Below are 17,647 nucleotides of genomic sequence, written 5' to 3' on the forward strand. Positions count from 1 at the left end.
GGAATGTGCCCCGGCGCAGTTCTTAGTGAACCTGCACCACGTCGCCGACCCGATCAAGGCATGCGACTACGCGGTACTGCTAAAGCGTCTGATCAAGAACATCGCCTACGACCATGAAATGGACACCACCTTCATGGCCAAGCCTTACCCGGGTCAGGCAGGCAACGGTTTACACGTGCACATTTCGATCCTGGACAAGGACGGCAAGAACATCTTTGCCAGCGAGGATCCCGAGCAGAACGCCGCATTGCGTCACGCAATCGGCGGTGTGCTGGAGACCCTGCCCGCTCAAATGGCGTTCCTGTGCCCTAACGTCAACTCCTACCGCCGTTTCGGCGCACAGTTCTACGTGCCGAACTCGCCGTGCTGGGGTCTGGACAACCGTACCGTGGCGATTCGCGTACCGACCGGTTCTTCCGATGCCGTACGTATCGAACATCGTGTAGCCGGCGCCGACGCCAACCCGTATCTGCTGATGGCTTCGGTCCTGGCCGGTGTGCATCACGGTCTGACCAACAAGATCGAACCGGGCGCGCCAGTCGAAGGCAACAGCTACGAGCAGAACGAACAAAGCCTGCCGAACAACTTGCGCGATGCCCTGCGCGAGCTGGACGACAGCGAGGTGATGGCCAAGTACATCGATCCGAAATACATCGATATCTTCGTCGCCTGTAAAGAGAGTGAGCTGGAGGAGTTCGAACACTCCATCTCCGACCTCGAGTACAACTGGTATCTGCATACCGTTTAAGCGGATTCGTGATCCAGATAAAAACGCCGTTGGCTGATTCAGCCCACGGCGTTTTTTTATGGCCGCCTGCGGCGGATCGCTGGCAAGCCAGCTCCCACAGGATTTTTTTCGAACACAAAACTCATGTACCCAATCAATCCCTGTGGGAGCTGGCTTGCCAGCGATGGCGTCCGGGCAGACAACATCAAACCCTGCTCGTACAATGCCCGCTGCCCCGCAGGAGACTTTCATGACGCGTCCCGCCCCTATTCGCAAACCCCGTGCCCGCAGTCAGGCGCGGATCGATTCGATACTCGATGCCGCGCGCACGCTGCTGGCCGCCGAGGGCGTGGGCAGTCTGTCGATCTACAGCGTCGCCGAGCGCGCGCAGATTCCGCCCTCCTCGGTCTACCACTTCTTCGCCAGCGTTCCGGCGTTGCTCGAAGCCCTGACTGCCGATGTCCACGCTGCTTTCCGAGCCTGCCTGCAAGCGCCCATCGACCATGAAGCCCTGCGCGACTGGCGCGACCTGTCACGTCTGATCGAACAGCGGATGCTGGAGATCTACGCTGAAGACGCCGCTGCACGCCAACTGATCCTCGCGCAACACGGCCTGACCGAAGTGACCCAGGCTGACCGTCAGCACGACATCGAGCTGGGTGATCTGATGTACAAGGTGTTCGACCATCATTTCGAGCTGCCGAAGCTGCCGACCGACGTCGATGTGTTTGCTCTGGCGATGGAGCTGGGCGATCGCGTGTATGCGCGCTCGGTGCAGCAGCACGGGCAGATTACTCCGCGCATGGCTGAGGAAGGGATGCGCGTGTTTGATGCCTACATTGGGCTGTATCTGCCGCCCTATCTGCCGAAAAGAAATCTCCATTGATCTGACTGGCCTCATCGCTGGCAAGCCAGCTCCCACAGGTTGATCAGTCGCTCACAGAATCCCAACCCACTGAAGATCATTGTGGGAGCTGGCTTGCCAGCGATGGCAGCGCCACCATTCTCAGATCATGCAGACAAAGAAAAACCCCGAAGGGCTCACACCCTCCGGGGTTGTTTTTTAATCACCGGCTTACAACTTGGCGATCGATACCTCGGTGGATTTCACGAAGGCGATCACCTCGCTGCCCACCACCAATTCCAGCTCCTTGACCGAGCGGGTGGTGATCACCGAAGTGACGATCCCGGAAGCGGTCTGCACGTCGATTTCCGACAGCACGTCGCCGAGAACGATTTCCTTGATCGAGCCTTTGAACTGGTTGCGTACGTTGATGGCTTTGATAGTCATGGCAATGATTCCTGTCGTTTGCTTGAGTTATTGAGCCCAACGCAATTGCGTAGGCAAGGGTGAAACGGGTTCCGGCTCCGGCGGTTCGCCGGGCATGGACAAAACTCGGTTGAGCACTTCGGTTTCCAGTGATGCCAGGCGATGCGAGCCGCGTACTCGCGGACGCGGCAGCTCGACATGCAGGTCGAGCCCCACTTCACCGTCTTCGATCAGAATCACCCGGTCGGCAATCGCCACGGCTTCGCTGACATCGTGGGTCACTAGCAACACCGTGAAGCCGTGTTGCTGCCAAAGGCGTTCGATCAGTTGCTGCATCTCGATGCGGGTCAATGCATCCAGCGCGCCCAGCGGTTCGTCGAGCAACAGCAGACGCGGCTGATGGATCAGCGCCCGGGCCAACGCCACACGCTGCTTCTGTCCACCGGACAAAGCGGCCGGCCATTCATTGGCGCGATCCGCCAGCCCTACTGCTTCCAGCGCGTCCAGCGCTTGTGGGCGCCAGTTACCCTTGAGGCCGAGACCGACGTTGTCGATGATCTTTTTCCACGGCAGCAAGCGTGCTTCCTGAAACATCAGGCGGGTGTCTTCCCGCGCTTCACTGAGCGGCGCAGCGCCGGCCAGCAAGTCGCCGCCGGTGGGTTGATCAAGCCCGGCGAGCAAGCGCAACAAGGTGCTTTTGCCGCAGCCACTGCGACCGACCACGGCGACAAATTGCCCCGCTGGAATATGCAGATCGATGTTGCGCAGCACCTGCCGCGCACCGAAGGTCTTTTGCAGATTGCGCACCGCCAGCGGAATCCCGCGCAGCAGGCGTGGAGGTTGTTGAGCGGTCATGCCGCACCTCCTTTGGCAACCTGATAGGCCGGGTGCCAGCGCAACCAGACACGCTCAAGTCCACGGGCGGCAAGGTCTGCCAGTTTGCCGAGCACCGCGTAAAGCAGGATCGCCAGCACCACCACGTCGGTCTGCAAAAACTCCCGGGCGTTCATCGCCAGATAGCCGATGCCGGAGCTGGCGGAAATGGTTTCAGCCACGATCAACGTCAGCCACATAAAGCCCAAAGCGAAGCGCACACCGACCAGAATCGAAGGCAGCGCACCCGGCAGAATCACTTGCCAAAACAGGCTGAACCCGGACAGGCCATAACTGCGCGCCATCTCCACCAGCGCCGGATCGACGTTGCGAATGCCGTGATAGGTATTGAGGTAGATCGGGAACAACGTGCCGAGCGCTACCAGAAAAATCTTCGCCGACTCATCGATGCCGAACCACAGGATCACCAGTGGAATCAGCGCCAGATGCGGTACGTTGCGGATCATCTGCACCGAACTGTCGAGCAGGCGTTCGCCCCACTTCGACAGACCGGTGATGAAACCCAGCACCAGACCGATGCTGCCACCGATGGTGAAGCCCAGCGCCGCGCGCCAGCCACTGATTGCCAGGTGCGTCCAGATTTCGCCGCTGCGCACCAGACTGACCCCGGCCTCGATCACCGCCACCGGAGCCGGCAGAATCCGCGTCGACAACCAACCCGCCGACACCGACAACTGCCACACCGCCAGCAACAACACCGGCAACGCCCAGGGCGCGAGGCTGTGGATAATTTTCTTCATGGCGCGCCTCAGCTCTGCGACGCGGCTTTGGGAAGAATGTCGTTGGCCACCATCTCACCGAAAGGGCTGACGTAACCGGCGCCCTTTGGCAGTTCCGGGCGCTCGATATCGAGGTGCGGGAACAGCAGTTCAGCGACGCGATACGACTCTTCGAGGTGTGGATAACCGGAGAAGATAAAGGTGTCGATGCCCAGGTCGGCGTACTCCTTGACCCGTGCCGCGACGGTCGGACCATCGCCCACCAGCGCAGTGCCAGCACCGCCACGCACCAGACCGACACCGGCCCACAGGTTCGGGCTGACTTCCAGATTGTCGCGACTGCCACCGTGCAGTGCGGCCATGCGTTGCTGGCCCACCGAATCGAAACGCGCCAGCGAGGCTTGAGCACGCTTGATGGTGTCGTCGTCGAGATGCGAGATCAGTCGATCTGCCGCTTGCCAGGCTTCGGCGTTGGTTTCACGCACAATCACATGCAGACGAATACCGAAACGCACGGTGCGCCCGAGCTTGGCCGCTTTGGCGCGCACCTGCTCGATCTTCTCGGCAACTGCCGCTGGCGGCTCGCCCCAGGTCAGAACCATTTCAACCTGCTCGGCAGCCAGATCCTGCGCCGCTTCGGAAGATCCACCAAAGTACAGTGGCGGACGCGGTTGCTGGATCGGCGGATAGAGCAGTTTCGCGCCCTTCACGCTGATGTGCTGACCGTCGTAATCGACGGTTTCGCCTTCCAGCACGCGGCGCCAGATCCGAGTGAATTCCACCGAGGCTTGATAGCGCTCTTCGTGACTGAGGAACAGGCCATCACCGGCCAGTTCTTCCGGATCGCCGCCAGTCACCAGATTGAACAGCGCCCGACCGCCGGACAGGCGATCCAGTGTCGCTGCCTGCCGCGCCGCGACCGTCGGGGAAATGATCCCGGGGCGCAGGGCAACAAGGAATTTCAGACGCTGAGTCACCGGGATCAGCGACGCGGCCACCAGCCACGAGTCTTCGCAGGAACGGCCAGTAGGAATAAGCACCCCGCCGAAACCCAGACGATCCGCCGCTTGTGCGACCTGTTGCAGATAACCGTGATCAACGGCGCGTGCGCCTTCGGCGGTGCCAAGGTAATGGCCGTCGCCGTGGGTAGGCAGGAACCAGAAAATATTGAGGCTCATGGAGTGGTCTCCTTGGGGATTCGAGTTACTGGGCTTGGGAGCTTTGGGCCACAGCGGCCGGTGGTGTCCAGATCACATCCTTGATGCTCAACGGCTTGGGAATCAGCTTGAGCTGGTAGAAGGTGTCGGCGATTTTCTGTTGCGCGGCGACTACTTCCGGGGTCAGGAACAGCGCGCCGTAGCCTTGGCGTTTCACCGAGGTCAGAGTGATGTCCGCCGGCAGGCCGAGCAGTGGCGAAACTTGTTGGGTGACTTGTTCAGGGTTGGCCTTGGACCACTCGCCAACCGCGCGCACTTCTTCAACCAGGGCTTTGATCACCTCGGGATTTTTCTGTGCGTAGGGTTTGGTTGCCAGGTAGAACTGGTGGTTGTCGACGATGCCTTTGCCATCACGCAGGGTTTGCGCTTGCAGCTGTTGTTCGGCGGCGGCCTGGTACGGGTCCCAGATCACCCAGGCATCGACGCTGCCACGTTCGAACGCGGCGCGGGCATCGGCCGGCGGCAGGAATACGGTTTGAATGTCGGTGTATTTGAGGCCGGCGTCTTCCAGAGCGCGCACCAGCAGGTAGTGCACGTTGGAGCCTTTGTTCAGGACGACTTTTTTGCCCTTCAGATCCGCCACCGATTTGATCGGCGAGCCTTTCGGTACAAGGATCGCTTCACTGTTTGGCGCTGGCGGTTCGTAGGCAACGTAGAGCAGATCGGCACCCGCCGCCTGAGCGAACACCGGAGGCGTTTCGCCGGTAACGCCGAAGTCGATCGAGCCGACGTTCAGGCCTTCCAGCAGTTGCGGGCCGCCGGGGAATTCAGTCCATTGCACATCGACGCCTTGCGCAGCCAGACGTTTTTCCAGCGTGCCTTTGGCTTTGAGCAGCACCAGCGTGCCGTACTTCTGATAACCGATACGAAGCGTCTCAGCCTGAGCTTGAGTGATGGCGCCGAAGGAAACAGCCGCAGCAAACAGAGCGACCAGACCACGACGCAAAAATACAGTGCGCATAGCGCTCTCCTTTTGCTGTTGGGTTTTGGCTGCACCTGCTTGGCCGTTAGCGGCTGAGTAAGGCGAGTACTTCAAGTTCCGATGGGAGTGACCTTACCAGCAGTTTTATATATCCATAAATCATATTTATTCATTTGGTTATTCGATATGGAGATATGTAATTAACCTTTCTTCAGGCGAAAAAAAAGGCCGTCGAAACGGCCTGAAATCCCCTGCTATTTGGATCTGTTGTGACCGAACCGACGCCATCGCGAGCAGGCTCACTCCTACATTTGCAATGCGCTCCCCTGTAGGAGTGAGCCTGCTCGCGATGGCAATGGTGGAAGCACCTCCAATCCTGCTGAATTACTTGTTCGGCTGTGGCGTCAGGCGCAGGTACGGCTTCACCGCGCGATAACCCTTGGGAAAGCGCTTCTTGATCTCTTCCTCGTCCTTGAGCGACGGCACGATCACCACCTCATCACCGTCCTGCCAGTTGGCCGGTGTGGCCACCTTGTAGTTGTCGGTGAGTTGCAGCGAATCGATGACCCGCAGGATCTCGTGGAAATTGCGCCCGGTGCTCGCTGGATAAGTGATGGTCAGACGAATCTTCTTGTTCGGATCAATCACGAACAGCGAGCGCACAGTGAGGGTGTCACTGGCATTCGGATGGATCAGATCGTAGAGATCAGAGACCTTGCGATCAGCGTCCGCCAGGATCGGGAAGTTGACGATGGTGTTCTGGGTTTCATTAATGTCTTCGATCCACTTGTGGTGCGAGTCCACCGGATCGACCGACAGCGCAATGGCTTTGACGCCGCGCTTGCTGAACTCATCCTTGAGCTTGGCGGTGAAGCCCAGTTCGGTGGTGCACACTGGCGTGAAGTCCGCCGGATGGGAAAACAGCACGCCCCAGCTATCGCCCAGCCACTCGTGAAAACGAATCTTGCCAGCGCTGGAATCCTGTTCGAAATCGGGTGCGATGTCGCCGAGTCTGAGGCTCATGGTGCTGCTCCTGATGAGTTGTTGTAGGACTCAACTGTAGCTCGGCTTTTGTGCTTAATAAAAAGAATAAATAAATAGATATTTAGATCTTAAAAGAATATTAAACATCTGTTCACTGGACGCTCGGCAGCAAGACGACGAACATCGCCCCCAGGGTTCGAGAAGGCCTGAGTTGCTTTAAAGAGGGGAATTTCGGGGAGGACTTACGGGGGTGAGTCTGACTCGAAAACGCAAAAGCCCCGTCCGGCGCGATGCCGGACGGGGCTTTTTCACATCAGCAGCTTGAGCGCGCTATTACAACAGCGGGATCGAGTAGCTGACGATCAGGCGGTTTTCGTCCTGGTCGCGTTGACCTGGAATGTCGTTGCGCCACATTGCGTTTTTCCACATCAGGCCGAGGTTTTTCAGCGGACCTTCTGGTACGACGTAACCTACGGTCAAGTCGCGTTCCCACTCGGAACGGCCAGTAGCGTTGACAGTGACCTGGTTGTAGCCGACCTTGCCGGAAGTGTCGATGTTATCGCCACGCAGGTAAACCATACCGGCTGTCAGGCCAGGGACGCCAACTTTGGCGAAGTCATACGAGTAGCGAGCCTGCCAGGTACGTTCGCCAGCGCGGCCGAACTTCTGGATTTGCATGTCGGTAATTGTGTAGTTCGACGAACCGTCACCTTGGTTCAGCCATGGGAAGTCGCTGTCGCCATTGCTGACCTGATAACCGCCACCGAAAGTGTGACCTTCAACGGTGTACAGGAACAGGCCGCTGTACAGGTTGTTGTCGACTTTGCCTTTGGTGATGCCAGTGCCGTAATCACCAGTGGTGAAGTAGTTGGCATCGTGACCATTTTTACCATCGTCACGGCTGTTGAAGTAACGGAAGTCTGACTTCAGCACGCCCGGGCCGATTGCCCAGTTGTGAACCAGACCCAGGAAGTGCTGCTTGTAGAAATCTTCCAGGTTGCCGTAGTAGTACTGGGCCGTCAGGTCTTTGGTGATTTTGTAGTCACCACCTGCGTAGATGAACTTGTTGCTGTCGCGGCCGGCGGCGGTACGACCGTTGGCACCGTTGATCGACAGCTGTTCGTTGTTGCTCGAGTTACGACCTTTAACCGCTTCGATCTGACCGCCAACCAGCGTCAGGTCTTTGATGTCACCGGAAGTGATCTGGCCACCCTGCCAGGTTTGCGGCAGCAAACGACCATCGTTGGTCACGATAACCGGGTTTTTAGGCTGCAGAGTACCCAGCTTCAATTCGGTCTGGGAGATCTTGGCTTTGGCAGTCAGGCCCAAGCTCGAGAAGTCATCAACAGCTTCGCCGTTGGATTTGCTTGGGAAAACAGTGCCGCCGTAAGAACCGTAGTTGGTTGTGGTTTTTGGCGAAGCACCGTTAGTACCACCACCGGAATCCAGGCGCACACCCAGCAGGCCGATAGCATCAATACCGAAGCCTACAGTGCCTTGGGTGTAACCAGAGATGAAACGTAGATCAAACGCCTGGCCCCATTCTTCTTGCTTGCTCTGAACACCAGCACGCTTGTTGGCAGGAGCGTTGACGTCGCCGTCACGGTTATCAGTGTTGATGTAGAAGTTACGCAGACCCAGAGTGGCCTTGCTGTCTTCGATGAAACCGGCTGCGCCTGCTTGCTGCGCAATAACCCCAACAGCCACGGCCAGGGCCAAGGTGGACTTGTTCATGTATCGCTCCTCTCGTTTCTAATTCTTGTGTTCCTGGTTCGGGGTCGAATGCCCTGAATCCTAAGATGCGCGATTAGCGCCAGACCGTGACTGACAAGTCAATCGTAACCTTGTGTGTCTACGACCATCGTCTAATCGCAGTGATTTGGTCCCTGCAGGTTAAAGATTTCCTGTTAACCCCAAAAAGAATTATTTAATTCTTTTTCATACCATTCAGGAATATGGCCGAGTAATGGCCTTTTGAGCCCGGACACAGAGTATCGGCTACTAAGCTCATTCCTAAATGGTATTTGTTCGCCATTTTTTAGATCGATTAGCTTTGGCGTAAACCCCACACGTCAAACCCTTTCGAAAAGGCGACGCCATAATGGCCAAACGCGCACTATCCAGTCAATTTGTTACAGTTTGTGTGTCAGTAATAATTTCCTTCTCCGCTCAAGCCTCCAACCTCACGATCGGTTATCAAACCGGTATCGACCCGAGCAAAGTGCCCCAGGCCGACGGCGTCTACGAACAAACCATTGGCCAGAAAATCGACTGGCGTCGTTTCAACAGCGGCCCGGAAGTTGTGACAGCCATTGCCTCGGGCGATGTGCAGATCGGCAACCTCGGTTCCAGCCCTTTGGCCGCTGCCGCCTCGCGTAATCTGCCGATTGTCGCGTTCATTGTTTCCGCACAAATCAATGCCGCCGAAGCACTGGTAGTGCGCAATGGCAGTGGCATCAATACCCCGCAGGATCTGGTCGGCAAGACCATCGCCACACCCTTCGTTTCCACTTCCCACTACAGCCTGCTCGGCGCGTTAAAGCACTGGGGCCTGGACGCCACCAAAGTCAAAGTGGTGAACCTGCAACCCGCTGAAATTGCCGCTGCGTGGAAGCGTGGCGACATTGATGGCGCGTTTGTCTGGTCGCCGGCGCTTGGTGAAATCCGCAAGACCGGTAAAACCCTGACCGACGCCGCACAAGTCGGCCAATGGGGCTCCCCAACCTTTGAAGTCTGGGTAGCCCGCAAGGACTACGCCGAGAAGCATCCAGAAGTCGTGGCCAAATTTGCCAAGGTCACTCTAGACGCGTTCGCCGATTACGCCAGCCATAAAGACCAATGGACAGCCGAGTCCGAGCCTGTGCAGAAAATCGCCAAATTGACCGGTGCCAACGCGGCTGACGTGCCGGAATTGCTCGCCGGCTCAACGTTCCCGGATGCCAAGGCGCAACAATCGAGCGCGCTGCTGGAGGGCGGCACGGCGAAGGCGATTGGTGAAACGGCGAAGTTTTTGAAGGAACAAGGGAAGGTTGAAACGGTGTTGCCGGATTACTCCCCGTACGTCAGCGCGAAGTTTGTTGCTGATTGACAGATAACCCTGTGGCGAGGGGATTTATCCCCGTTGGACTGCGCAGCAGTCCCTTTCTTGGGGCAGCTTCGCTACCCAACGGGGATAAATCCCCTCACCACAATAGTTATGCAGGGTCTTCTGTATCAGAGGGTCTTTTCGAAGATCTTCGAATTACGCTGATAGTTGTACAGCGAGGCCCGTGCCGCCGGCAGACGCTCGACGCTGCTCGGCTCGAAGCCGCGCTCGCGGAACCAGTGCGCGGTCCGCGTGGTAAGTACGAACAGCGTCTTCAACCCTTGCGCCCGGGCACGGGTTTCGATGCGTTCGAGCAATTCATCACCGCGACCGCCATGGCGGTACTCCGGGTTCACCGCCAGACACGCCAGCTCACCGGCATCCGAATCGGCAATCTGGTACAGCGCCGCACAGGCGATGATCATCCCTTCACGCTCGACCACGCTGAACTGCTCGATCTCGCGCTCCAGCACTTCGCGGGAGCGACGCACCAGAATCCCCTGCTCTTCCAGCGGGCTGATCAAGTCGAGCAAACCGCCGACGTCTTCAATGGCCGCTTCACGCACCAGTTCGAATTGTTCCTGAGCGACCAGCGTACCGCCGCCGTCACGGGTGAACAGTTCGGTCAGCAGCGCGCCGTCCTCGGCATAACTGACGATATGGCTGCGCGCCACGCCGCCACGGCAAGCTTCAGCCGCAGCATCCAGCAGTTCTGCCTGATAGTTGCTGCCCAGACGCTGCAAATGCGCCGGCACCTGTTGCGGACGCAGTTCACGCACCAGCCGACCGTTTTCATCGATCAGACCAAGGTCGGCACCGAACAGCAGCAGCTTGTCAGCACCGAGGTCGATGGCCGCGCGGGTGGCGACGTCTTCGCAAGCTAGATTAAAAATCTCGCCAGTCGGCGAATAACCCAGTGGCGACAGCAGCACGATGGAGCGCTCGTCGAGCAGGCGGTTGATGCCTTTGCGATCGACCCGACGCACTTCGCCGGTGTGGTGATAATCGACGCCTTCGAGCACACCGATCGGACGAGCGGTCACCAGATTGCCGCTGGCCACCCGCAGACGTGAGCCCTGCATCGGCGACGAGGCCATGTCCATCGACAGACGCGCCTCGATGGCGATACGCAGTTGGCCGACCGCGTCGATCACGCACTCAAGGGTTGCAGCATCGGTGATGCGCATTCCGTGGTGGTAATGCGGGGTCAGGCCGCGAGCGGCGAGGCGGGTTTCAATCTGTGGGCGCGAACCGTGCACCAGCACCAGTCGCACGCCGAGGCTGTGCAGCAAGACCAGGTCGTGGACGATGTTGCCGAAATTCGGATGCTCCACGCCGTCGCCGGGCAGCATGACGACGAAGGTGCAATCGCGATGGGCATTGATGTAAGGAGACGCGTGACGAAGCCAATTGACGTATTCGGGCATGAACCTGGGCCTGTAATAAATAGCAGCCGGAAAAAAGGGCGAAACGGAAAACGCACAGCGGGCTGATGGTTATCGTCGGAACAGGCTTGGCGACACGCGCGCTCTCCTCATGAATACGGGTTGGGTTACCGGCAATTTACAGCGTTCGGTCAGACAAAACACAGTCTCCTGTAGGAGCCAGCCTGCTGGCGATAGGGTCGACTCATTTAACATGAATGTGTCAAACCTGACGCCATCGCCAGCAGGCTGGCTCCCACAGGGATTAACCAGACGGCACAGATGTTTTGTCCGGGGTCAGGCAGTAATGTTCAATCAACTGCCGTAATAGATGCACGGTAGGCTGCAAACGTGACATTTCAAGGTATTCGCCCGGCTGATGCGCGCAGGCGATATCACCGGGGCCGAGCACGATGGTTTCGCAGCCAAGGCGCTGAAGATAAGGCGCTTCGGTGCCGAACGCTACTGCTTCGGCGCGATGACCGGTGAGCTTTTCGGCAATCCGCACCAGTTCTGCGTCTTCAGCCTGCTCGAACGGCGGTACTTCGGGGAACAGCGGCGCGTAATCGATCTTCACCTGATGCCGTTCGGCAACCGGATTGAGCTTTTGCAGGATCGCTGCGCGCAGGGCTTTCGGGTCCATGCCCGGCAAAGGTCGCAGGTCAAACTCCAGCGAACACTGACCGCAGATGCGGTTCGGGTTGTCGCCGCCATGAATGCAGCCGAAGTTCATCGTCGGTTGCGGCACGCCGAATTGCGGGTTGTTGAACTCGCGCTGCCACAACAGGCGCAGACCGCGCAGTTCGCCAATCGCATCGTGCATCGCCTCAAGCGCGCTGTGGCCCAGGCGCGGATCAGAGGAATGACCGCTCTGCCCGAGAATGTCGATGCGTTCCATCATGATGCCTTTGTGCATGCGGATCGGCTTGAGCCCGGTCGGCTCGCCGATCACGGCCGCCCGGCCCAATGGACGTCCGGCTTCGGCCAATGCGCGGGCACCGGACATCGAGCTTTCTTCATCGCAAGTGGCGAGGATCAGCAGCGGTTGCTTGAACGGTTGGTCAAGCAGCGGCTGCACGGCTTCGATGATGAGGGCGAAGAAGCCCTTCATGTCACAACTGCCCAGGCCAACCCAGCGCCCGTCGACTTCGGTGAGTTTCAGCGGATCGGTCTGCCACAGCGCACCATCGAACGGCACCGTGTCGCTGTGTCCGGCCAAAACCAGACCACCGGGACCCGAGCCATAGCTGGCGAGCAGATTGAATTTACCGGGGCTGACCTGCTGGATGTCGCAACTGAATCCCAGATCACCCAACCATGTCGCGAGCAAATCGATCACTGGCCGGTTGGATTGATCCAGACTCGGTTGAGTACAGCTGACCGACGGCGCGGCGATCAACGCAGCGAACTGGTCTTTCATGGACGGCAAAGGCATCGCTGACTCCAACTCCCGATTTGAAGTCCATCATAGAACCATCCGGCGCCAGGAATAAACCGCCGCAAGGCGTAGGAAGGTTCAGTCCTGTACACTGCACGACCTTGGCAGCCACACATTCCCCCGGCTGCGCTCCCGATCCTGGATTTTCCGGCCATGCAGAAAGAAACCGAAATCAAACTCCGCGTCAGCCGCGAAACCCTCGCCGCCCTGCGCGAGCACCCGTTACTGAAAAAACGCAACAAAAGTGGCTGGGAACGCCGTGAGTTGATGAACCAGTACTTCGACACCCCAGAGCGTGACCTGGCCCAGGCCAAAGTTGCCCTGCGCCTGCGCAAGGATGGCGAAGAGGTGATTCAGACCCTCAAGACCCGTGGCCAGAGCGTCGCCGGTCTGTCCGAGCGTAACGAATACGACTGGCACCTGCCGAAAGCCAAGCTCGATGTGAAGAAACTCGACGGCGAATGCTGGCCCGAGTCCCTCGCCGAGCTGGACAAGAAAACCCTGAAGCCGATATTCACCACCGACTTCGTGCGCGAACGCGCTGAAATCGCCTGGGGTCGCGGCAAGGCCAAAGTGGTCATCGAAGCCGCTTTGGACCTCGGCCACGTGGTGGTCGGCAAGCAGAAAGAAGAAATCTGCGAGCTGGAACTGGAATTGCGCGAAGGCGAGCCTGCCGCGCTGCTGGAACTGGCCGCCGAACTGGCCGAAACCCTCGCGCTGATGCCGTGTGACATCAGCAAGGCTGAGCGCGGCTATCGCTTGTACGACGCCAACAGCTACTCGCTGAGCCTGCCGGCGCCAGAACTGACCGCCGAAACCCAGCTGGACGACGCGTTCGCCGCTTTGAGCTGGCACTTGCTCGGCAGCAGCCAGCGTCTGGCCGAACAGTATCGTTTCAACGGCCACTGGCGCCTGTTGCTGGACTGGGTCGAGAACCTCGCCGAACTGCGCGCCCTGCTGAGCAGCCTCGGCCAGGCCGCACCGCGTCAGTCGACTCACGATCTGCGCGTTGCGCTGGATGCCTTGCTCGAAGACTGGCGCCCACTGGTTCAGGCCGGTATCGAAGATGAAGACGTGCGCAAAGCCGCACCGGAGCAGTTCCTCGAAGAACTGGAAGACCCGCGCTGGGGCCTGTTCTCGCTGACCACTTCGCGCTGGCTGATGGCTCGCACCTGGACGGCTGATCGCAACACCCGTGGCAACCGTCAGGGTGGCGCGCAGTTGCACAGCTGGTTGCCGCGCCTGCTCGGCGAAGAAGCTACCGCCCTGCAATTGCAGCGTTACCAGCAGCAGCCGGAAGATCTGGCTGAACAACTGCCGCGTATCGAACGCATCCAGGTCTGGCTGCACCATGCGCGCAACATTCTGGAAATCCCGGAAATGGATCGCCTGTACGGTGAGCTGAACAAACTGGCGCAACTGGCCAACGAACCGACGATCACTGACGAACTGCTCGATGCACGCAAGCAGCAGGCGATTGCGGTTTACCAGAACCGTGCCTGGAAAATGCTCCTGCGTATGTAAGTCCGCCATCGCCAGCAGGCTGGCTCCCACATTGGTTTTGTGCGCACCACAAATCCCCTGTGGGAGCTAGCCCTGCTAGCGATCAGGCCAGCCGCCTCACCTCAAACCGGCAAACTGGTGGTCGACTTGATCTCCGACAACGCCACAATCGAATTCACTTCCTGTATCCCCGGCACCAGCGACAGCTTCTCGAAGAAGAACCGCTCATACGCCTCGATGTCCGCCGCGACGATCCGCAACAGAAAATCCACCGCGCCCATCAGCACATAGCACTCCAGCACTTCCGGAAAACCGCGAATCGCCTCGGTGAATTCAGTGAAGTTCGAACGCCCGTGGGCGTTGAGTTTGATCTCGGCAAAAATCTGCGTGTTCAAACCGATTTTCTTCCGGTCCAGCAAGGTCACCTGCCCGCGAATGATCCCCTCCTCCTTCATCCGCTGAATCCGCCGCCAGCACGGCGATTGCGACAAGCCCACCTGCTCGGCGATCTGCGCACTGGACAGCGAAGCGTCCTCTTGCAGCAGGGCGAGAATCCTGCGGTCGTAGCTGTCCAGCTCGCTATGCATAGAAAAACCTCAAACTGATTACTTGGCGAATTGATTAGGTCGATTAATCGCTGATAACGCTCATCATAGATAAGAAATACCCCGTACCGAATGTAAAAATTCCTCCAGAAAATCTGGAGACCTGCCATGCCCCATCTCGAAGCCGTGCCCAGCGCCCCATTGCGCGCCGATGTCTGGAACGTCAGCAACGCCCACTGCCTTGCGCAATACCAGCTTCTTGCCGAAGCCGAGCCGGATTTGCTGGTGCGGGTGCTGAACCTGTTCGCGTTGCAATTCCTCACGCCACAACAGGTCAACGTGCAGCGGCTCGACGATCTGCTGTCGGTCGATATCGTCATCGACGGGCTGAGCTGGCACCGTGCGCAAGTGATCGCGGAAAAACTTCGTAACCTGATCAGCGTCTGTTCGGTGAACCTGCAAAACGCTGACAGCGCTTGGGATGCGCCGTCGCAAGCGACCGGCTGACAAATCCGGCAACGGCTTCGTCGGGTAGTGGCCCAACGGTCTGCGGGGCCGCGACTATCCTTTTGCGCAATGTCGCTCAAAAGGAAGCCCGCATGTCCGTTCAACTTGCCACTCAGGACCGCTGGCTGGATCTCAACGATGTGTTGCGTGAACTGGTCGCCCAAGGCTTCATCAGCCAGGATTCGGCCGAGCAGGCGCTGAACGCTCGCCGCCGCCACGCCAGCAATGGTCAGCAACATCCGCTGGAGTTCATCGCCAGCCAGCAACTGGACGACCTCAGCCGTCCGGGGAAACATCTGGACCTCGAAAGCCTGACCCTGTGGCTGGCGCAGCAGGCTGGTCAGCCTTATTTGCGCATCGACCCGCTGAAGATCAACGTTGCCGCGATCACTCCGCTGATGTCCTATGCCTTTGCGCAACGGCACAAGATTCTCGCGGTCGCCGTCGATCGCGACAGCGTTACCGTGGCCAGCGCCCAGCCTTATGTCACTGGCTGGGAAGCCGACCTGACCCATGTGTTGAAGCTGCCGGTCAAACGGGTGGTCGCCAACCCGACCGATATCCAGCGTTTCAGCGTCGAGTTTTTCCGCCTCGCCAAATCGGTGAGCGGCGCGAGTAATGCCGATCAGCAGAGCGCTAATCTCGGCAACTTCGAACAACTGCTCAACCTTGGCGCCAGCGATCAGGAGCCGGACGCCAACGACGCGCACATCGTCAACATCGTCGACTGGCTGTTCCAGTACGCCTTCCAGCAGCGCGCCAGTGATATCCATATCGAACCGCGCCGCGAGCACGGCACCGTGCGTTTTCGCATCGACGGCGTGCTGCATGACGTCTATCAATTTCCACCACAAGTGACCATGGCGATTGTCAGTCGCCTGAAAAGCCTCGGGCGGATGAACGTCGCAGAGAAGCGCAAACCCCAGGACGGTCGGGTCAAGACCAAGACCCCGGATGGCGGCGAAGTCGAGTTGCGCTTATCCACGCTGCCCACCGCGTTCGGCGAAAAAATGGTCATGCGTATCTTCGATCCGGAGGTGCTGTTGAAGAACTTCGACCAGCTCGGATTTTCCGCCGACGACCTGCGCCGCTGGCAGGACATGACCCGCCAGCCGAACGGCATCATTCTGGTCACCGGGCCGACCGGTTCGGGCAAGACCACCACGCTGTACACCACACTGAAAAAACTGGCGACGCCGCAGGTCAACCTCTGCACCATCGAAGATCCGATAGAAATGGTCGAGCCCGCGTTCAACCAGATGCAGGTGCAGCACAACATCGACCTGACTTTTGCTGCCGGGGTGCGCGCGCTGATGCGGCAAGACCCGGACATCATCATGATCGGCGAGATCCGCGATCTGGAAACCGCCGAAATGGCGATTCAGGCAGCGCTGACCGGCCACTTGGTGCTATCGACGCTGCACACCAACGACGCACCGAGTGCGATTAGTCGTCTGCTGGAACTTGGCGTGCCGCATTACCTGATCAAGGCCACCGTACTCGGGGTCATGGCGCAGCGACTGGTGCGCACCTTGTGCCCGCACTGCAAGGCGCCGCTGACCCTCGAAGAGGAAGACTGGCAAACCCTGACCCGCCCCTGGCAAGCGCCGTTGCCGAGTAACGCACAACGCGCCATCGGTTGCCTGGAGTGCCGCGACACCGGTTACCACGGCCGCGCCGGGGTCTACGAAATCATGCAATTGAGCGACAGCCTCAAGGCTTTCATCACCCCGGACACTGACCTCAGCGCGATTCGCCGTCAGGCGTTCAAGGAAGGCATGCGCAGCTTGCGCCTGTCCGGCGCACAGAAAGTCGCGGCGGGGCTGACGACGGTTGAGGAAGTATTGCGGGTAACGCCGCAAAGCGAACAGCGATGAAACGGCTACGGAACCGGATCGGGCAAATGACGATCCAACGCCGTAGTTAACCCCCTTTGGAGTCACCCATCATGCGTCTCAAACTTGCTGTCGCCACTTTGGCCTTATTGTCTCTGCCCGTCGGTTCGGCAATGGCCGACAGCTTTTGGCGTAACGTCCTCTCGTCCGGCGCCACCACCGGTTCGACTTATCTGACCTTCAAGGATCACAAGTTGATCGTCGCAGCTCAGGATGATGCCGGCAGCTTCGTTGCCAGTGACGGCGGTATCCGTGGGCCATATCTGGAAGCGGCGATGCAGAAAGTCCGCGCCGACAACCCGGGCCTGCAAGCGACGGACATGGAACTGGCGAATGCGATTCTGGCGAAGAATGCCGTGGCTTCTGAATAAGCATCCGCAAACGAAAATGCCGCTCAACATGAGCGGCATTTTTTTGCCCCGAATCTCAGATCCGATAAAGATCCCCTGTAGGAGTGAGCCTGCTCGCGATAGCGTTGTGTCAGGCGACATCGTCGGTGACTGATTAACCGCTATCG

Annotated in this window: 17 protein-coding genes; 7 read left to right on the forward strand and 10 right to left on the reverse strand. The window is 58.8% G+C overall.

The window, feature by feature from the left end; translation table 11 throughout:
- The coding region (locus tag ACIOZM_RS09915) for a glutamine synthetase family protein (protein WP_401212709.1) at positions 1 to 748 on the forward strand (748 nt) is incomplete at its 5' end.
- A 229-nt stretch (positions 749 to 977) separates the two neighbouring features.
- Entirely contained in the window at positions 978 to 1,613 is a 636-nt protein-coding gene (locus tag ACIOZM_RS09920) for a TetR/AcrR family transcriptional regulator (RefSeq protein WP_401212711.1), read from the forward strand.
- 189 nt (positions 1,614 to 1,802) lie between these two features.
- Here the strand turns inward: ACIOZM_RS09920 and ACIOZM_RS09925 are convergent, their stop codons facing one another.
- The 7 genes from ACIOZM_RS09925 to ACIOZM_RS09955 all read right to left on the reverse strand — a co-directional run bounded on the left by ACIOZM_RS09925 (position 1,803) and on the right by ACIOZM_RS09955 (position 8,467).
- On the reverse strand, positions 1,803 to 2,018 hold the full coding sequence (locus tag ACIOZM_RS09925) for a molybdopterin-binding protein (RefSeq protein ID WP_003229256.1): 216 nt from the start codon (positions 2,016 to 2,018) through the stop codon (positions 1,803 to 1,805).
- Between the two features lie 27 nt (positions 2,019 to 2,045).
- The gene (ssuB, locus tag ACIOZM_RS09930) at positions 2,046 to 2,852 is read right to left on the reverse strand and encodes an aliphatic sulfonates ABC transporter ATP-binding protein (protein WP_401212714.1); all 807 of its coding nucleotides are present in this window, start codon (positions 2,850 to 2,852) and stop codon (positions 2,046 to 2,048) included.
- Entirely contained in the window at positions 2,849 to 3,631 is a 783-nt protein-coding gene (gene ssuC / locus ACIOZM_RS09935; RefSeq protein WP_003229260.1) for an aliphatic sulfonate ABC transporter permease SsuC, read from the reverse strand. The genes ssuB and ssuC overlap by 4 nt, the downstream gene beginning before the upstream one ends.
- A gap of 8 nt (positions 3,632 to 3,639) precedes the next feature.
- Positions 3,640 to 4,788, reverse strand: coding sequence for an FMNH2-dependent alkanesulfonate monooxygenase (gene ssuD, locus ACIOZM_RS09940; protein ID WP_401212717.1), 1,149 nt, complete (start codon positions 4,786 to 4,788; stop codon positions 3,640 to 3,642).
- A gap of 25 nt (positions 4,789 to 4,813) precedes the next feature.
- Complete coding sequence (locus ACIOZM_RS09945) at positions 4,814 to 5,788, reverse strand: sulfonate ABC transporter substrate-binding protein (protein ID WP_401212719.1); 975 nt, start codon at positions 5,786 to 5,788, stop codon at positions 4,814 to 4,816.
- Positions 5,789 to 6,133: 345 nt separating this feature from the next.
- Complete coding sequence (locus ACIOZM_RS09950; RefSeq protein ID WP_401212722.1) at positions 6,134 to 6,772, reverse strand: peroxiredoxin; 639 nt, start codon at positions 6,770 to 6,772, stop codon at positions 6,134 to 6,136.
- A gap of 294 nt (positions 6,773 to 7,066) precedes the next feature.
- Complete coding sequence (locus ACIOZM_RS09955; protein ID WP_401212724.1) at positions 7,067 to 8,467, reverse strand: OprD family porin; 1,401 nt, start codon at positions 8,465 to 8,467, stop codon at positions 7,067 to 7,069.
- A gap of 367 nt (positions 8,468 to 8,834) precedes the next feature.
- Between ACIOZM_RS09955 and tauA the strand changes: the two genes are divergently transcribed.
- On the forward strand, positions 8,835 to 9,821 hold the full coding sequence (gene tauA, locus ACIOZM_RS09960; RefSeq protein WP_401212727.1) for a taurine ABC transporter substrate-binding protein: 987 nt from the start codon (positions 8,835 to 8,837) through the stop codon (positions 9,819 to 9,821).
- 125 nt (positions 9,822 to 9,946) lie between these two features.
- On the opposite strand, the gene argA is transcribed toward tauA, so the two are convergent.
- Complete coding sequence (argA, locus tag ACIOZM_RS09965; RefSeq protein ID WP_401212730.1) at positions 9,947 to 11,245, reverse strand: amino-acid N-acetyltransferase; 1,299 nt, start codon at positions 11,243 to 11,245, stop codon at positions 9,947 to 9,949.
- Positions 11,246 to 11,507: 262 nt separating this feature from the next.
- Positions 11,508 to 12,677: an acetylornithine deacetylase gene (gene argE / locus ACIOZM_RS09970; RefSeq protein ID WP_401212733.1), complete on the reverse strand. Its 1,170-nt coding sequence runs from the start codon at positions 12,675 to 12,677 to the stop codon at positions 11,508 to 11,510.
- A gap of 156 nt (positions 12,678 to 12,833) precedes the next feature.
- Between argE and ACIOZM_RS09975 the strand changes: the two genes are divergently transcribed.
- The gene (locus ACIOZM_RS09975; RefSeq protein WP_401212736.1) at positions 12,834 to 14,204 is read left to right on the forward strand and encodes an inorganic triphosphatase; all 1,371 of its coding nucleotides are present in this window, start codon (positions 12,834 to 12,836) and stop codon (positions 14,202 to 14,204) included.
- A 101-nt stretch (positions 14,205 to 14,305) separates the two neighbouring features.
- Here ACIOZM_RS09975 and ACIOZM_RS09980 read toward each other — a convergent pair whose 3' ends face one another.
- On the reverse strand, positions 14,306 to 14,770 hold the full coding sequence (locus ACIOZM_RS09980) for an Lrp/AsnC family transcriptional regulator (RefSeq protein WP_027610503.1): 465 nt from the start codon (positions 14,768 to 14,770) through the stop codon (positions 14,306 to 14,308).
- Positions 14,771 to 14,896: 126 nt separating this feature from the next.
- Between ACIOZM_RS09980 and ACIOZM_RS09985 the strand changes: the two genes are divergently transcribed.
- From ACIOZM_RS09985 to ACIOZM_RS09995, 3 genes are all read left to right on the forward strand, one after another.
- On the forward strand, positions 14,897 to 15,235 hold the full coding sequence (locus ACIOZM_RS09985; protein ID WP_401212739.1) for a hypothetical protein: 339 nt from the start codon (positions 14,897 to 14,899) through the stop codon (positions 15,233 to 15,235).
- 92 nt (positions 15,236 to 15,327) lie between these two features.
- Positions 15,328 to 17,112, forward strand: coding sequence for a GspE/PulE family protein (locus ACIOZM_RS09990; RefSeq protein ID WP_401212741.1), 1,785 nt, complete (start codon positions 15,328 to 15,330; stop codon positions 17,110 to 17,112).
- A 68-nt stretch (positions 17,113 to 17,180) separates the two neighbouring features.
- Positions 17,181 to 17,501, forward strand: a complete 321-nt coding sequence (locus tag ACIOZM_RS09995; RefSeq protein ID WP_401212982.1) for a DUF2388 domain-containing protein — start codon at positions 17,181 to 17,183, stop codon at positions 17,499 to 17,501.
- The last annotated feature ends 146 nt before the right edge of the window (positions 17,502 to 17,647 follow it).

This window comes from Pseudomonas sp. NPDC087346 (assembly GCF_044744235.1).
In the GTDB taxonomy this organism is placed as follows: Bacteria; Pseudomonadota; Gammaproteobacteria; order Pseudomonadales; family Pseudomonadaceae; genus Aquipseudomonas.

Coding starts and splice junctions, on each gene's coding strand:
- ssuC (WP_003229260.1), bottom strand. CDS start 3,631: ATGAAGAAAATTATCCACAGCCTCGCGCCCTGGGCGTTGCCGGTGTTG.
- ACIOZM_RS09990 (WP_401212741.1), top strand. CDS start 15,328: ATGTCCGTTCAACTTGCCACTCAGGACCGCTGGCTGGATCTCAACGAT.
- ssuB (WP_401212714.1), bottom strand. CDS start 2,852: ATGACCGCTCAACAACCTCCACGCCTGCTGCGCGGGATTCCGCTGGCG.
- ACIOZM_RS09925 (WP_003229256.1), bottom strand. CDS start 2,018: ATGACTATCAAAGCCATCAACGTACGCAACCAGTTCAAAGGCTCGATC.
- ssuD (WP_401212717.1), bottom strand. CDS start 4,788: ATGAGCCTCAATATTTTCTGGTTCCTGCCTACCCACGGCGACGGCCAT.
- ACIOZM_RS09975 (WP_401212736.1), top strand. CDS start 12,834: ATGCAGAAAGAAACCGAAATCAAACTCCGCGTCAGCCGCGAAACCCTC.
- tauA (WP_401212727.1), top strand. CDS start 8,835: ATGGCCAAACGCGCACTATCCAGTCAATTTGTTACAGTTTGTGTGTCA.
- ACIOZM_RS09980 (WP_027610503.1), bottom strand. CDS start 14,770: ATGCATAGCGAGCTGGACAGCTACGACCGCAGGATTCTCGCCCTGCTG.
- argA (WP_401212730.1), bottom strand. CDS start 11,245: ATGCCCGAATACGTCAATTGGCTTCGTCACGCGTCTCCTTACATCAAT.
- ACIOZM_RS09955 (WP_401212724.1), bottom strand. CDS start 8,467: ATGAACAAGTCCACCTTGGCCCTGGCCGTGGCTGTTGGGGTTATTGCG.
- ACIOZM_RS09985 (WP_401212739.1), top strand. CDS start 14,897: ATGCCCCATCTCGAAGCCGTGCCCAGCGCCCCATTGCGCGCCGATGTC.
- ACIOZM_RS09920 (WP_401212711.1), top strand. CDS start 978: ATGACGCGTCCCGCCCCTATTCGCAAACCCCGTGCCCGCAGTCAGGCG.
- ACIOZM_RS09945 (WP_401212719.1), bottom strand. CDS start 5,788: ATGCGCACTGTATTTTTGCGTCGTGGTCTGGTCGCTCTGTTTGCTGCG.
- ACIOZM_RS09950 (WP_401212722.1), bottom strand. CDS start 6,772: ATGAGCCTCAGACTCGGCGACATCGCACCCGATTTCGAACAGGATTCC.
- argE (WP_401212733.1), bottom strand. CDS start 12,677: ATGCCTTTGCCGTCCATGAAAGACCAGTTCGCTGCGTTGATCGCCGCG.